General features: G+C 71.9%; 15 protein-coding genes. 5 read left to right on the top strand and 10 right to left on the bottom strand.

Annotated elements, in window-relative coordinates:
* The first annotated feature begins 139 nt into the window (after positions 1 to 139).
* Positions 140 to 1075, top strand: coding sequence for a TAXI family TRAP transporter solute-binding subunit (locus tag MWM08_RS06340; protein ID WP_244458618.1), 936 nt, complete (start codon positions 140 to 142; stop codon positions 1073 to 1075).
* On the opposite strand, the gene MWM08_RS06345 is transcribed toward MWM08_RS06340, so the two are convergent.
* The 6 genes from MWM08_RS06345 to MWM08_RS06370 form a co-directional block, all read right to left on the bottom strand.
* Complete coding sequence (locus MWM08_RS06345; RefSeq protein WP_244458619.1) at positions 1076 to 2392, bottom strand: TRAP transporter large permease; 1317 nt, start codon at positions 2390 to 2392, stop codon at positions 1076 to 1078.
* A complete protein-coding gene (locus tag MWM08_RS06350; RefSeq protein WP_244458620.1) occupies positions 2389 to 2877 on the bottom strand; it encodes a TRAP transporter small permease in 489 nt (162 codons plus the stop codon). Before MWM08_RS06350 ends, MWM08_RS06345 begins: the two co-directional genes overlap by 4 nt.
* Positions 2874 to 3914 (bottom strand): TRAP transporter substrate-binding protein, encoded by a 1041-nt coding sequence (locus MWM08_RS06355; RefSeq protein WP_244458621.1) that lies wholly within the window; start codon positions 3912 to 3914, stop codon positions 2874 to 2876. The genes MWM08_RS06350 and MWM08_RS06355 overlap by 4 nt, the downstream gene beginning before the upstream one ends.
* Before the next feature lie 107 nt (positions 3915 to 4021).
* Positions 4022 to 4867, bottom strand: coding sequence for a KPN_02809 family neutral zinc metallopeptidase (gene ypfJ, locus MWM08_RS06360; protein WP_244458622.1), 846 nt, complete (start codon positions 4865 to 4867; stop codon positions 4022 to 4024).
* 12 nt (positions 4868 to 4879) lie between these two features.
* Entirely contained in the window at positions 4880 to 5617 is a 738-nt protein-coding gene (locus tag MWM08_RS06365; RefSeq protein WP_244458623.1) for an aspartate/glutamate racemase family protein, read from the bottom strand.
* Entirely contained in the window at positions 5617 to 6534 is a 918-nt protein-coding gene (locus MWM08_RS06370) for a TauD/TfdA family dioxygenase (protein ID WP_244458624.1), read from the bottom strand. Before MWM08_RS06370 ends, MWM08_RS06365 begins: the two co-directional genes overlap by 1 nt.
* 222 nt (positions 6535 to 6756) lie before the next feature.
* Between MWM08_RS06370 and MWM08_RS06375 the strand changes: the two genes are divergently transcribed.
* Positions 6757 to 7899 carry a M20/M25/M40 family metallo-hydrolase gene (locus MWM08_RS06375; protein WP_244458625.1) on the top strand — a complete coding sequence of 381 codons (1143 nt, stop codon included), beginning with the start codon at positions 6757 to 6759 and terminating at the stop codon, positions 7897 to 7899.
* A gap of 58 nt (positions 7900 to 7957) precedes the next feature.
* Here the strand turns inward: MWM08_RS06375 and MWM08_RS06380 are convergent, their stop codons facing one another.
* From MWM08_RS06380 to MWM08_RS06390, 3 genes are read right to left on the bottom strand one after another with little or no spacing between them, the layout of a single operon-like run.
* On the bottom strand, positions 7958 to 8659 hold the full coding sequence (locus MWM08_RS06380; RefSeq protein ID WP_244458626.1) for a tellurite resistance TerB family protein: 702 nt from the start codon (positions 8657 to 8659) through the stop codon (positions 7958 to 7960).
* 45 nt (positions 8660 to 8704) lie between these two features.
* A complete protein-coding gene (locus tag MWM08_RS06385; RefSeq protein WP_244458627.1) occupies positions 8705 to 9466 on the bottom strand; it encodes an SDR family NAD(P)-dependent oxidoreductase in 762 nt (253 codons plus the stop codon).
* Positions 9463 to 10503: a ketopantoate reductase family protein gene (locus tag MWM08_RS06390; protein ID WP_244458628.1), complete on the bottom strand. Its 1041-nt coding sequence runs from the start codon at positions 10501 to 10503 to the stop codon at positions 9463 to 9465. The genes MWM08_RS06385 and MWM08_RS06390 overlap by 4 nt, the downstream gene beginning before the upstream one ends.
* 78 nt (positions 10504 to 10581) lie before the next feature.
* Here MWM08_RS06390 and MWM08_RS06395 point away from each other — a divergent pair, with 78 nt between their 5' ends.
* On the top strand, positions 10582 to 11448 hold the full coding sequence (locus MWM08_RS06395; protein WP_244458629.1) for a DMT family transporter: 867 nt from the start codon (positions 10582 to 10584) through the stop codon (positions 11446 to 11448).
* On the opposite strand, the gene MWM08_RS06400 is transcribed toward MWM08_RS06395, so the two are convergent.
* Complete coding sequence (locus tag MWM08_RS06400; RefSeq protein WP_244458630.1) at positions 11420 to 11860, bottom strand: gamma-glutamylcyclotransferase family protein; 441 nt, start codon at positions 11858 to 11860, stop codon at positions 11420 to 11422. The genes MWM08_RS06395 and MWM08_RS06400 overlap by 29 nt on opposite strands.
* Between MWM08_RS06400 and MWM08_RS06405 the strand changes: the two genes are divergently transcribed.
* On the top strand, positions 11859 to 12842 hold the full coding sequence (locus MWM08_RS06405; protein ID WP_244458631.1) for an MBL fold metallo-hydrolase: 984 nt from the start codon (positions 11859 to 11861) through the stop codon (positions 12840 to 12842). The genes MWM08_RS06400 and MWM08_RS06405 overlap by 2 nt on opposite strands.
* A 167-nt stretch (positions 12843 to 13009) precedes the next feature.
* The gene (locus tag MWM08_RS06410; protein ID WP_244458632.1) at positions 13010 to 14410 is read left to right on the top strand and encodes an L-lactate permease; all 1401 of its coding nucleotides are present in this window, start codon (positions 13010 to 13012) and stop codon (positions 14408 to 14410) included.
* Positions 14411 to 14503 lie beyond the last annotated feature (93 nt).

A 14503-nucleotide genomic window follows, 5' to 3' on the forward strand; every position in this document is an offset into this window, starting at 1 on the left:
CAGCGCCGGGCCGCCGCCACGCTCCCCGCCGGGCCCGGCCTGCCGCGACCGTCCATGCCCCCGCGGCACCCGCCGGCAGAAGGCGCTGCGCGACAAGCGCGGGCCGTGCCACCATGCCGTACGGGACCAGGAGACACCGATGCGCCGACGCCTTCTGCTTGCTGTGCCGCTCGCGGTTGCGGCCCTGCCTGCCGCCGCGCAGGCGCCGCTGCGCCTGTATACCGCCGGCGCGGGCAGCGCCTTCCTGCCCTATGGCGAGGGGCTCGCCGCCTTCCTCGCGAAGCAGGGCGTGGCGGTCACGGTGGAACGCAGCGCCGGCTCGCTCGAGAACCTGGCGAAGGTCGAGGATGATGCCGGCGCGCTCGGCACCGCCTTCCTGGGGTCGGCGGCGGATGCGGTGGCGGGCACGCCGGCCGCCGGTGGGCGCGTGCACGGACGCGTTCGTGCGCTGTTCCCGATGTACGAGACGTCCTTCCAGGTGGGCGTGCTGCGCGCCTCGGGCATCGCGCGCTTCGCGGACCTGGCGGGCAAGCGCGTGGGTGCGGGGCCCGCGCGTGGCCCGGCCGAGACCTTCCTGCGCGCCGCCCTCGCCGCGGCGGGGATGGAGGCGACCATCGTCTCAGGCGACCCGGCCGAGATGACGCGCCTGCTGGTCACCGGCGGGATGGATGCGCTCTGGCAGGGGGCGATCGTGCCGATCCCGTCGCTGGTGGCGGCGCAGCAGCAGGCGGATGTTCTGATCTTCGGGCTCGATGTGCCGGTCGTCGCTGCAGTGCGCGCGCGGCTTCCCTACCTGGCGGATACGACGCTGCCGCCGGGCACCTATCGCGGCCAGGATGCGCCGATCCTGTCCTTCGCGGCCTGGAACTTCGTCGTGGGCAATGCCGGGCTGTCGGACGAGGCTGCGTATCGCGTCACGCGCGCCGCGTTGTCAGCCACCGATCCGCGCGCCGAGATCCACGCCAGCGCCGCCGGCACGCGCGCCCAGAATGCGCCGGCCAACAGCGTCTTGCCCTTCCACCCGGGTGCCGCGCGCTACTATGCCGAGCGTGGCATCACGGTGCGCGCGGGGTAGTCACCACAACCCCGGCAGCCACAGCGACAGCACCGGGGCGAGCACCAGCAGGATGATGCGCACGACGTCCGACGCCACGAAGCCCATCACGCCACGATAGGTCTGGCCCATCGGCACATCCTTCGCCATGGCGTTGATGACGAACAGGTTGAGCCCGAAGGGCGGCGAGATCATCCCCACCTCGACGCTGACCAGTACCAGGATGCCGAACCACACCAGCACCTGCTGCGGGGTCAGCCCGAAATCCAGCGCCAGCATCAGCGGGATGAAGATGGGCAGCGTCAGCAGCACCATCGCCATGCTTTCCATGAAGCAGCCGAGGATGAAGTAGATCAGCAGGATGGCGAACAGGATCGCGAGCGGCGGCACATCCAGACCCGCGATCACCGATGACAATTCCGCCGGCACCCGCGACAGCGCCAGCGCGGCGCTGAACAATTCCGCCCCCAGCAGCATGATGAAGATCAGGCCGGTGGTCTCGGCGGTCGACAGCAGGCTCTCCTTCAGCCCCTGCCAGCGCATGCCCCCCAGCGTGACAGCCAGCACGCCGGTCGCGGCCGCGCCCACGGCGGCACCCTCGGTCGCGCTGAACCAGCCCGCATACATCCCGGTCACCACCAGCACGAAGACCAGGATGACTGGCCAGACCTCCAGCGTCGGGCGCAGGCGCGCGCGCCACGGGATACGTTCGGCCGGCGGCGCGGCGCCGGGCACGACGCGGGCGTAGATGTTGACCACGGCCATGTAGCACAGCGTCGCGAGGATGCCGGGGATGACGGCCGCGATGAACATCACGCCGATGCTCTGTTCCGTGTAGATCGCGTAGATCACCAGGATCACCGAGGGCGGGATCAGGATGCCGAGCGTCCCGCCCGCCGCCAGCGTGCCGGTGGCGAGTGCCGGTGAATAGCCATGCCGGCGCATCTCCGGCAGCGCCACCTGGCTCATGGTGGCGGCGGTCGCGAGCGAGGATCCGCAGATGGCGCCAAAGGCCGCGCAGCCACCGATGGTGGCCAACCCCAGCCCGCCGCGCCGATGCCCCAGCCAGGCGCGCGCGGCCGCGAACAGGGCGCGGTTCAGCCCGCCCTTGGTCGCGAAATCCCCCATCAGCAGGAACAGCGGAATGACCGACAGCGTGTAGGAGGAGAACTTGCTGAACGACATGGAACGCAGCGTCGCCAGCAGCGGCGTCCAGCCCGTGATGGCGGCATAGCCCAGGCCCCCCACCAGCAGCATCGCGACACCGACCGGCATGCGCAGCGCGATCAGCACCAGCACGGCGGCGAACATCGCCAGCCCGATCTCGAAGCCGGTCATGCGGGCCGCCGCGCGTCCTGGAAGCGTTCCACCGCGACGAAACCTGCCGTGACGGTCCACAGCGCGAGCCCAACCGCCGCCCCCGCATAGCCCCACCAGTAGGGCAGTTCGAGGAACATCGTCGCGCGCTCCCGGTCCCATTGCCGCCACGCGCCGTCGGTGATCTGCACCGCCAGCACGGTCGCGACCAGCGCCACGCAGGCGCGCATGGCGGCATCCAGCCAGGCGACGCCGCGTGCCGGCAGCCGCGTGGTGAAGACATCGACGATCACGTGGCTGCCGCGCATCTCCGCCCAGGGCAGGTACAGCGCGACCGCCACGCCGAGCGACATTTCCACGATTTCCGAATCGCCCAGGATCGGCCGGCCGAAGGCCCCGCGCACGACCGATGCGCAGGTCACGCCGACAGCCGCCAACAGCAGCACGCCGCCAACCAGCGCGCCCGCCTGCGCGAGCGCGGTCAGCACCGAGCGCAGCCGCGTCACGACCGCGCGGAGGCCGCGATCGCCTGGATGTCGTCGAACATCGCGCGGCCGTTGCGCCCGCGCCGGTTCATCTCGGCGATCCAGGCGTCATAGACAGGCTGCACGGCGGTGCGCCAGCGCGCCTTCTCGGCATCGGGGATGTCGATGATCTCGTTGCCGGGCGCAGCGCGCGTGGCGTCGATGGCGGGCTGGGTCTGGCTGTCCCAGATCTCGCCCAGACGGGCCGAGAGCGGCGCGCCGGAATCCGCGTCGATCACCGCCTTCAGGTCGGCCGGCAGGCGGTTGTACGAACGCTGGCTCATCAGCGTCAGGATCATGCCCTGGAAAATGCCGCCGGCGGGCTGCGAGTGGAACTTCGCGACCTCGTAGAAGCGGAAGGGCTGGGTGATCGCCCAGTTGATCATCATCCCGTCCACCTGGCCGCGAGCCAGCGCCTCGTAAACGCCGGGCAGGGCGATGCCGACCGGCGTGGCACCCAACGCGGTTACCGCCTCGCCGATCCAGCGCCCGGCCACGCGGATGCGCAGACCGCGCCAATCCTCCAGCGTGCGGATCGGCTTGCGCGTGGTGTGCACCAGCGCGCGGTCGGTCGCGTTGATGGCGATGATCTTGATGCCGCGGAACTCGTTGTCGGCCAGGTGCTTCTGCACGAAGTTGAAGGCCGCCGGGCTTTCGCTGACCGACAGGCCGGTGTTCATGAAGGGCAGTTCGAGCCCCTCGACGCCCATGAAGCGGCCCGGCGTGAAGCCCGGCACGGTCCAGATCATGTCGACCACGCCGTCCTCGAGCTGCTGCACCAGGTCGCGCGGCTGCCCGCCCAGCTGCATGGCGGGATAGACCTCGACCTTGATGCGCCCGCCCGACGCCGCGCCGATGCGCTCCGCCCAGCGATCGAGGTGCATGGTGTGGTCGAGCGCGGTGGGCGAGGAGAAGGAGTGCAGCCGGAAGGTGAATTGCGGCGCGCCCTGCGCGCGCACCAGGGCCGGCAACGCGACACCCGCCGCCGCCAAGCCGAAAACCCCACGCCGGTTGATCATCGTGAACCCTTTCCTGCCGCGCCCAGCACCAGGGCGGCATTCCCACATGCGGCGCAGGATCGTGCAAGCGCCGTTCCAGGCGCCCGAGGCGTGCGTTCCGGGCGCCCTCAGCGCGGGTCGGCGAAGGTGTCGCAGGCTTCCATCCGGCCGCTCTCCAACCCGCGCCGGAACCAACCGACGCGCTGCGCCGACGTCCCGTGGGTGAAGCTTTCGGGTGCGACATGCCCGTGCCCGGCGCGCTGCAGCCGGTCGTCGCCGACAGCCGCGGCGGCGTTGATGCCTTCCTCGATGTCGCCGCGTTCCAGGATGTTGCGCGCTTCATGGGCACGCCGTGCCCAGACGCCGGCCAGGCAATCGGCCTGCAATTCGACGCGCACGCTCATCGCATTGCCCGCCGCCTCGCCCTGGCTGCGCCGCGCCTGCTCCACGCGGCCCAGCACGCCCATCAGGTTCTGCACATGGTGCCCGACCTCATGCGCGATGATGTAGGCGGCGGCGAAGTCGCCCCCCGCGCGCAGCCGCCGTTGGAGATCCGCCATGAAGTCGAGGTCGATGTAGATGCGCCGGTCCCGCGGGCAGTAGAACGGCCCCACCTGCGCCTGCGCGAAGCCGCAGCCCGATTGCGTGGCGCCGGAGAACAGCACCAGCGTCGGTTCCTCATAGCGCGCGCCGCGGCGAGCGAATTCGTCGCGCCAGACCTCCTCGGTCTCGCCCAGCACCTGGGCCACGAAGCGGCGACCGGCCTCGTCCTCGGCCGTCATCTGGCGCTGCTGCGCCTGCTGCGGCGGCGGCTGGGTGCCTTGCAGAAGTTCGTTCGGGTCGATGCCGAACAACAGCGCGATCAGCAGGATGGCGATGCCGCCGAAGCCGCCGCCGATCGCCATGCCGCGCCCGCCCATGCGGCTGCCGCGCCGGTCCTCGACATTGCGGCTTTCCCGACCCCCGAGACGCATGGCGCCGCTCCTTCACTGTCCTCCGCGCAGCATCGCCGCGAGCGCCGGAGAAAGTTCGATCCCGCTGCGCCCGCTGAGCGCGGCGTAGGAACCGCTGCGGGGCTTCGGAAGTTGCAGCGCCACCAGCAATTCTGCCATCCGAACGCCGCAGGCCATGCCGTCCAGCAGAGCGACCGGTGCGCGCGCCCGGAGCCGGCGGTCGAAGCCAGCCAGCGCGGCGCCGGCCAGCACCACGGAATCCGCACCCTGCGCGGCGAGGGATTCGACCGCCGCCAGGACCTTCGCACCCACGCCCTCGGGATCGGCCACTGCCTCGGGCGGCGTTGCGTCCACGCCGGCGACCCCGGCCAGGCGCGACGACACTCCGTGCCGCCCCACCAGCTCGCGATAGGTCTCGACGCCACCGAAGGTCACCAGGCCAAAGCGCCCGCCGGCCATGCAGCCGACCAGGCAGGCGGCCTCGGTCATGCCCACGACGGGGCAGGGCATCATCTGCCGCGCCGCGTCCAGCGCGGTGTCGTGGCTGACCGCCAGCAGCACGGCATCGACCTGCCCGGCGTGCTCAGCCAGCAATTCCAGCAGCGCATGGCCGGCGATCACGTTCTCGGCGCGGGACGAGATCACCGCCGGGCCGAAGCGCGGCGTGGCGGGGATGATTTCGGTGCCCGGCGCGGCGGCGGCGCGCGCGGCGTCCGCGCAGGCCTGCGTGATCGCCTCGGTGGTATTGGCGTTGGCGACGAGCAGGCGCATCAGGCAGGTTCCGCCACGGTGCGGCGCGAATGCGCCATGGTGACGCGCAGGCGGCGGAATTCCTGCGCCGCCTCCGGCGCGTCCAACGCTGTCTCGGCCAGGGTGCGCCGCTTCCAGACCAGATGTGGATTGAACAGCAGCAGGTCGCCCGGCCGGGGTTCCAGCTTCAGCATGAGCGTCGGCTCGGCGCAGACCGCGTCCAGCAGATCGAAGGCGGGCAGCAGGCCGGCGGGCAGCGGCGCGGCGCCTGGCTGCGGCAGCGCGGCCGCGGCCTCGACCGCTGTGCGCGTATAGCGCGCGGCGAAGGCGCCTTCGGTCATGGTGAAGACAGCGCGAGCGGCCATTGCACCGTCCTCGATCAGCGGCGCGGGTTCGTACAATTCGGCCAGCGCGGCGCGGTCGCGGCGCATCACCTCGTTGTGCACGGCACCGGCCGAGACCATGACATGCGCCGGCGCCTCCGGCCCGTTTGCCAGGCACAGCAGCGCGATCGCGTCGCAGGCCTCGATATGGAAGCGCGGCGGGCCCGAGGTGCCGGGCTCCTGCGGCGGCGGGCCGGTCAGGCGCGAGACCGCCGCGCCACCGAGCACCAATGGCTGTCCGATATGTTCGCCGAGCGCCACCAGCGCCGCTTCCGCCGCCGCGGCGCCGTGCCGGTCGAAGGGCAGGCCGCGCAGCAGACAGAAGCCGCGCCCGGTGTCGAGCCGCGCCGTCACATCCGCCAGGATCGGCGCGAGGCGCGTGAGCGGCGGCACCGGCGCGGCGGCCTGCGCCGCCGTGAGCGCCGCCTCCAGCTCCGCCGCTTCCTCGGTGCCCACGGGCACCATCCAGTCCGCCGCGGTGAGGTCCGCCGCGGTCCAGACGGCGGGGCCGGTCTGTGGCACGGGACGCGGGCGGGGGCGTGTGGTCGCACTCATGGGTGCAGTGCTAGCGCATTTTCCGAACCGCCGGTATCGGCACCGGCCTGGCCACCCATCCAGGATCCTGTCGTTGGGTGGCCAGGTGGGGGAGCGGACTGGCGCCGGCCGATCGGACAACGCGCCAGCACGCCGGGCGCGGGCGTTCGAAAGCGGGGTGCCCTTGCCGCGCGGGCCGCGGCGTTGGACGCTGCCTCACGATCTTGCGGAGTGATGCCACCGATGACCGAATTCCCCGCCACCGCGCTGCCCTTCGACGTCGAGGAGATCCTGGCGCGCCTGACCCGCTGGGCGGCCTGCGAGAGCCCCACCTTCGACGCCGCGGCGGTGAACCGCATGATGGACCTGGCGGCGCGCGACCTCGCGTTGCTGGGTGCGCGGATCGACCGCATCCCGGGCCGCATGGGGCTGGGCGACTGCGTGCGCGCGCGCTTCCCGCATCCGGCGGGCGATGCCGCGCCGGGCATCTGCGTGATGGCGCATCTCGACACGGTGCATCCGGTCGGCACGCTCGCGAAGCTGCCGATCCGGCGCGAAGGGAATCGCTGCTACGGGCCGGGAATCCTCGACATGAAGGGGGGCACCGTCATCAGCGTGGAGGCGATCCGCCTGATCCTCGCCGCCGGGATGCAGACGAAGCTGCCGGTGACCTTCCTGCTGACCTCCGACGAGGAAATCGGCAGCCCCTCCACGCGCGACATCATCGAGGCCGAGGCGGCACGCAACGCCTACGTGCTGGTGCCCGAACCCGCGCGCCCCGATGGCGGCGTGGTGACGGGGCGCTACGCCATCGCGCGCTTCAACCTGAAGACGACGGGGCGGCCCTCGCATGCCGGCGCCCGGCTGGCCGAAGGCCGCAGCGCGATCCGCGAAATGGCGAAGCAGATCGTCGCCATCGAGGACATGACGACCGACGACTGCACCTTCTCGGTCGGCGTCATCCATGGCGGGCAATGGGTGAACTGCGTGTCCACCACCTGCGAGGCCGAGGCGCTGTCCATGGCCAAGCGGCAGGAGGACCTGGACGCCGGCGTGCAGCGGATGCTGGGGCTGCGCTCAGGAGCCAACGACGTGCTGCTGGAGGTGACGCGCGGTGTGACGCGCCCCGTGTGGGAGGCGGATGCGAAAGGCATGGCTCTGTTCGGCCAGGCGCGGCGCATCGCGAACGCCATCGGCTACGACATCAACCCGCAATCGAGCGGCGGCGGGTCGGATGGCAACTTCACCGGCGCGATGGGCGTCGCAACGCTCGACGGCTTGGGCGTGCAGGGCGCGCTGGCCCATACGCTCGAGGAACACGTGCTGATCGACAGCCTGGTGCCGCGGGCGAAGCTGATGGCGGGACTGCTGACGACGCTGGACTGATGCGTCGGCGGCCGGGCGGCGCGTGGCGTGACAGCGCGCCGCGCGGGCCGATGGCGCTCTAGGGCTGCCCGAGCACCTGCGACGCCTGCCCGTCGAGATGGGCGGCCAGGCCGTCCGGCAGGCGCAGCCGATGCGCCAGCGCCTGCAGCCAGGCGCGTTCGGCCGGATGGTCGGGATCGATCGCCAGGCGCGCGGCCAGGTAGATCTCCGCCGCCTGTTCCTGCGTGCTGGCGCCGGCGGCGATGTCCTCGAGCGATGGCGGACGCTGCAGCAGGTCGAAGACGAAGCCCTTGGCCTCGGCGTCGAGCCCGAGGCGATCGACATGGCCGAAGATCGTCTCGCGCTCGGTTGCGTCGACATGCCCGTCGGCCATGGCGGCACCGGCCATGGCGCGCACCAGCCCCAGCTGGAATTCGGGGGTCGTTGCCGCGAAGGCGGGCGGGGGCGCCGGCAGCGCGAGCGGCGCCTGCGGTTGGGCCGGCGCCGCCGTGGTGGCCGGCGCGCCCTGCTGCCAGCCCTGCCAGGCCCGGTAGGCCAGCGCGCCCAGCGCCGCCGCGCCACCGTAGCCGACCGCGCCGCCGGCGATCTTGCGCACTTTCTTGCTGCCGAGCAGCAGCGCGAGCAGCCCGCCGGCCGCGGCGCCGCCCGCCAGCATGCCCGCATTGCCGCCAAGCGCACCGCGCGCGCGCTGTGCGAGGTCGCCCGCGCCGGCGGCGGCGTTCGGGCCAAGGAAGCGATCGAGAAGCGCCTTCGGGTCCATGCCCCTTCAGGTCGGCCCGCGCGGCGCGCGCTTCAAGACCCGCGGCTACTTCCCGCCATCCACGCTCAGCACCTGGCCGTTGATGTAGTTCGCCATGGGCGAGGCCAGGAACAGCACGGCATTCGCGATGTCCTGCGCCTCGCCCAGCCGGCGCAGCGCGATCGACGACATCACCCGCGCCTGGCCTTCCGTGCCGTAGGCTTCCCATTGCCGGATACTCGCGGGGTTCGACAGGATCAGCCCCGGTGCCACGCTGTTCGCGTTGATGCCGTGCGGGCCGAGTTCGTGCGCCAGTTGCCGCGTCAGGCCGATCAGCCCGTGCTTGGCGCTGGTGTACGCCTGGATGCCGGTGCGACTCGGCTGCAGCCCCGCGCCGGAGCTGATTGTCACGATCCGCCCGTGCCCGGCGCGCTTCATGCCGGGTGCGACCGCCTGCGCGAGCAGGAAATGCGCATGCAGGTTGATCGCGATGATGTCGTGCCAGTCGCTTTCGGGCACGGTCTCCAGCGGGCGCATCACCTGGCCACGGACGCCGCCGGCATTCGACGCCAGCACGCCGACCGGTGCTTCCGCGTGGCGTTCGACTTCGGCGATCCAGTTCTTCGCCGCCCCCGGCGCCGTCAGGTCGAAGGCCGAGGTGTGGATGGCGCCCGGATGGTCGGCGGTCTCCTCGAGTTCCTCGGCCGAGAGGTCGGTCGCGTAGACCTGCGCGCCGAGCGCCGCAAAGGACTGCGCGATGGCGCGCCCGAAGCCGTGGCCTGCGCCGGTCACGGCCACCACCGTGCCGGCGAAGTCGTAGTCCTTCATGGCAGCATCTCCGTGAGGTTGGCGTCGGACATCGGGCGCGTGCCCGCTTCGCACTCATGCGTCATCGCAACCAGCCGGCGCACTGCCGGACAGGGGATGCCGTGCCTGGCGCCGATCTCGGCGATCGGGGCGATCTGCACGTCGATCTCGGTGCGGCGGCGGCGCACCCACAGGTCGCGCCACACGCCCGAATGCGTCTTGGCGTTCGGTCGGTTGAATTCGACCATGGCGGCGACCGAGGCGGCCGCCTGCGCCTCGGTCGCACCTGGCGAGAAGGCCGCGGGGTCGAAGCCGTTGAAGCCGAGCGGTGTCACGCCTTCCGCGCGTGCCACCGCGATCGCCTCGCCACCCAGCGCGCGCCAAAGCGGCAGCAATTCGGGTCGCGCCAGGCAGTCGGCGATGCCTTTCTCGCCCAGCGCTTGGGCGAACAGCATCGCCCCGTAGCCGAGCTTGCCCCACAGGTAGCCCCAGATGTTCGGCGTGATGATGGCGTTGGGTTCGAAGACATCGCGCAGCAGCGCGTGCAGCGCGGTCAGGCGCGGCGTGGTGCTGCCATCCAGTTCGCCCAGCACCAGCGCGCCGCGGCCGCCGTACAGGATCTGCCCAGGCCCGTGCCAGTCTGCGGAGAAGTTCACGAAGCAGCCGACCGTGCGTTTGGCGCCGATGATCGGCGCGATGATGGTCTCGCACAGCCCGTTCTGCAGCGACAGCACGTAGCCATCCGGGGCGAGGTGCGGCAGCAGCGCGCGGCAGGCGGCTTCCGTATGATGCGCCTTCACGCAGAGGAAGATGCGCCGGTAGACGCCGTGCACGGTCGGCGGCGTGAAGGCGGGGGCGACGATGCGGTGCGCATCCACCGGGCCTTCGATGGACAGCCCGCGCGCCGGGTCGGCGATCGCGGCGACGTGGTCGGCCTCGATGTCCACGAAGACCACGGCGTGGCGGGCGCGCACCAGCGCGGCGCCGATCGTCCCGCCGATCGCGCCCGCGCCCCAGACCAGGATGGGGCCGCGATCCACTGCTGCCATGTCCGCCATGCACCATCCTTCCTGCCTGGACGCGGCGCGCGCCCCGCCGCTATCTGGCTGACGCTACGCCGGAGGCAGCCGCCGTCAATGTTCCAGGGACTTTCGGGCAACCTGCGCGGCGGTGCGCTGATGGCGGTGGCGGCGATCCTGTTCGCCGCCGAGGCGCTGGCGATCCGCCTGATGACCGCGCGCGGCATCCCGGTCGAGGTGCAGGTCTTCGCGCGGTCGCTCGGGCAATTGCTTTGGGTGGCGCCCATCATCGCGGCGACGGGCCTGGCCGTGTTCCGCACGCAAAGGCCCGGGCTGCACCTGTTGCGCGGGTCGTCATCATTGCTGACCTGGGGCTTCTACTACGCGTCATTCGGGCCGCTCGACCTCGCGACCGCGACGGTGCTGTCCTTCACCAACGTGATGTTCACCACGCTGCTGGCTGGCCCCGTTCTGGGCGAGCGCGTGGACCACTGGCGCTGGGCCGGCACCATCGCGGGCTTCGTCGGCGTGGCGGTGATGCTGCGGCCGGGCACGACGGTGTCGATGCTGGGCGTGGCGCTGGCGCTGGCGTCCGCCGTGACCTGGTGCGGCATCACGCTGTCCTCGCGCGTGCTGGCGCAGCAGGACCGCAACACCACGATCATGGCCTGGGTCGGGCTGGTGACCACGGCGGGGTCCGCGCCCTTCGCATTCATGGCCTGGGTGCCGCTGGGGTTTGTCGATCTGCTGATCCTGGCCTCGGTCGCCGGTTTCGCACCGGGGATCATCTGGCTGATCACCAGCGCGTATCGGCATGGCGAGGCCTCCGCCATCGCGCCCTTCCAGTATCTGCGGCTGATCGTGGTGGCCGGCTTCGGCTGGGCGATCTTCAACGAAGTGCCGGATGGCTGGACCTGGCTCGGCGCCGGCGTGATCCTGGCCGGTGCCGTGGTGGTCACGGTGGCGGAGGCGCGACGGCGCTGAAGCCCGACTGCGCTACGGCGGCCTCCAGCACCACGGTGTCGAAGCCGAAGTCGCGGTACCCGGCGCGCAGGCGCTGCACGTATTCCGCCGCCGGAGGGCCGGGGCGGATACGGATCTCGGTATAGGTGCAGGCCACGCCGCCACCGGGCAGCGGCACCTGGACGCGCCTGTAGGTGCGCGGACCCTCGTATCGGTCCAGCGATTCGAGGCACGCTGCCGTCACCTGCCACAAGCCGATCGGGCAGGACGCGGCGTCGTCGCGTTCGATCAGCGCGTATTTCCGTACCACCAGCCGCCAGCCCTGCAGCAGGGCGCTCCCTGCCACGCGCGCATCAGGGCAGCGCCGGCGCATCTGGTCGTGCCACAGGTTGCTGCCATAGGCTGCGTAGGGATCGGGAAGGAACGTTGGCATGCTGGCACCTCGGCCGGTGGATCGGATCGAGATAACCATCCTGGTGGACAACGTCACGGACACGCTGTCCTCGACGCCATCCTTCGTCACGCGCGAATGGGTGCGGTTGCAGCGGATGGGGATGAAGCGCAGCTCGGGGGCTGCGATCTGCTGCGCCAATCACGGGCTGGCGCTGGTCATCACCGTCACCGAGGCGGGCGAAAGCCGCAGCATCCTGTTCGACGGCGGCCCGGTGGACTACGCGGTTGAGCGCAACGGCCCGCGGCTCGGCGTCGATTTCGGCGCGATCGAGGCGGTGGTGCTCTCGCACGGCCATTGGGACCATGCCGGCGGCATCCCGAAGGCGATCGATATGATCCGCGCGGCCAATGGCGGGCAGGACGTGCCGCTGCACCTGCATCCGGGCATGTTCCGCGAACGCGGATCGCGCCAGCCCGATGGCGGCGTGCTGCCGATGGACCGCGTGCCGGCACCCGCCGAATGGGCTGCGATGGGCGCGTCCCCGCAGGTCTCGCGCGAACCCGCCGTGGTCGCCGGCCATGTGCTGGTCAGCGGCGAGATCCCGCGCGTGACGGAGTACGAGACCGGCCTGCCCGGCCAGGTCGCCCGCGCGCATGACGACGCGGACTGGCAGCCCGATGAATGGTTGCCGGATGAGCGCTTCATCGCCGTGAACCTGCGCGGGAAGGGGTTGGTGGTGTTCTCCGCCTGCTCGCATTGCGGCATCGTCAATGTGCTGCACGAGGCGCGGCGCCTGATGCCGGACCTGCCGCTGCTGGCGGTGATGGGCGGCTTCCATCTGTCGGGCACCAATGAACGCGTCATACCGCAGACGGTGGCGGACCTCGGCAGCTTCGGGCTGCGCTGGATGTTCCCGTCGCATTGCACCGGCTGGCGCGCGCTGAACGCGCTGGAACGCGCGCATGGCGAGGCGGTGGTCGTGCCGGGCGCCGTCGGCAAGACCTTCGTGCTGGAGGCGTGACGAGTCTTGGCGTGCCCTCAGGCGCCGGGCGCGCGCTTGCATGCGCTTGGCTTGCGCGCCCGGTACTGGTGCGCTGGCAGCGGCGTGCAGGTTGGGCGCGGTCGCGCCGTGCGCTCCCGGCCCGCGGCAGGGCCGCGCGCCGCTGGCGGCCCTGAACGGCACGCGGCGTGACACTCCTCCTGCAATCGGCACCGCTGCTGCTGCTGTTGGGCCTGCTGGTCTCGGGGCGCGCCGGGCCGCTCGTGGCCGTGCTCGTGGCACTTGTCGCGACGCTGCCGGCGGCCTTCGTCTCGCTGCCGGCCGGCACCAACCTGCTGCCCTTCCTGGGCGAGGAGGCGCTGCGCGGTGCCTTCCTTGCGGTGCAGCCGATCGGCGTCGTGGTGGGTGGTCTGCTGTTCCATGCCGCGGTGGAGCGGCGCGACTCCGCTGCGCCTACTGCCGCGACGCCGCGCGCGATCTTCACCGCCACGCTGCTGATGGGCGTCTTCATGGAAAGCGTCACCGGCTTCGCGGTCGGCGCGGTCTTCGCGCTGGCGGCGCTGCGTGGCATGGGCGTGCGCGGAGCGCCGGCGGCCGCGCTGGCATTGCTGGCGCTCTGCCTCATCCCCTGGGGCGGGCTTGGTCCCGGCACTGCGCTGGGCGCCGCGCTGGTGGGTGTGCCGGCGCAGGATATCGCGGCGCTCACGGCGCTGCCCAACGCGGCCTGGCTGCTGGCGCTGGGGCCGGTGTGCTGGCGCCTGTGTGCAGCGGCCGGGCTGCCTGTCCCGGCCGGTGAGCGCCTGGCGCAGATGACCATGCTGCTGGCCATGGCGGTGATCCTGGTCGCGGGCCATTGGGTGCTGCCCTTCGAGGTGCTGGGCATCCTGGCCGCCGGCCTACCGCTGCTGTTCGCGCTGTGGCGTGCCGACCCGCCGCGCGATGCGCCGGGCTGGGCGCGGGCGGGCCGCGCCCTGGCACCCTATGCGGTGCTGACCGTGGCCCTGCTGGGCGCGCGTGCAGTGCCCGCGCCGCCGGCCTGGCAACCTTATGCCGCGCTGCCGGCCTTTCCGGTGACGCATGTCGCCATTGTCCTTCTGCTGGTCTCCGCGGCGCTGCTCGCCATCGGGGATGCGCCGGCGCGCCGCGCCGAGGGTGCGCTGCGCCGCGCCGCGCGACCGGCGCTGGTGCTGATGCTGTATGTGCTGCTGGCGCGCTGGATGGCCGGCAGCGGAGCGACGGGCGCTCTGGCGCAGGCGGCGGCGGACCTGCTCGGTGCCGCCGCGCCCTACGCCGTGCCGCCGCTGGGCCTGGTCGCGGGGATGGTCACCGGCAGCAATGTCGGGTCGAACGCGGCGCTGATGCCGGTGCAGAAGGCGCTTGGCCTGGCGGCGGGGCTGCCGCCGCTGCTGGCACCATCGGTACACAACTTCGCCGGCGCCGCGGGGGCGGGGATGTCGGTCGGCGTGACCGCGCTCGTGTGCGGCCTGCTCGCGGACGGCACGCGGCCGGCGCAGGTGTGGCGGCTGCTGTGGCCCTCGATGCTGGCGGTCCTGGCCTGCGGCTGGGCCGCCATGACGCTGCTGCGCTGACCGCGGGCGGGCGCGCCCCGCAGGGCGCGCGGGCTTGCGCGCGCATGACAGGCGCGACACGCTCCCGGGCAAGACCAAGACCCAGGGAGAGAA

Origin of the sequence: Roseomonas fluvialis (assembly GCF_022846615.1) — a bacterium.
Classification (GTDB): domain Bacteria; phylum Pseudomonadota; class Alphaproteobacteria; order Acetobacterales; family Acetobacteraceae; genus Neoroseomonas; species Neoroseomonas fluvialis.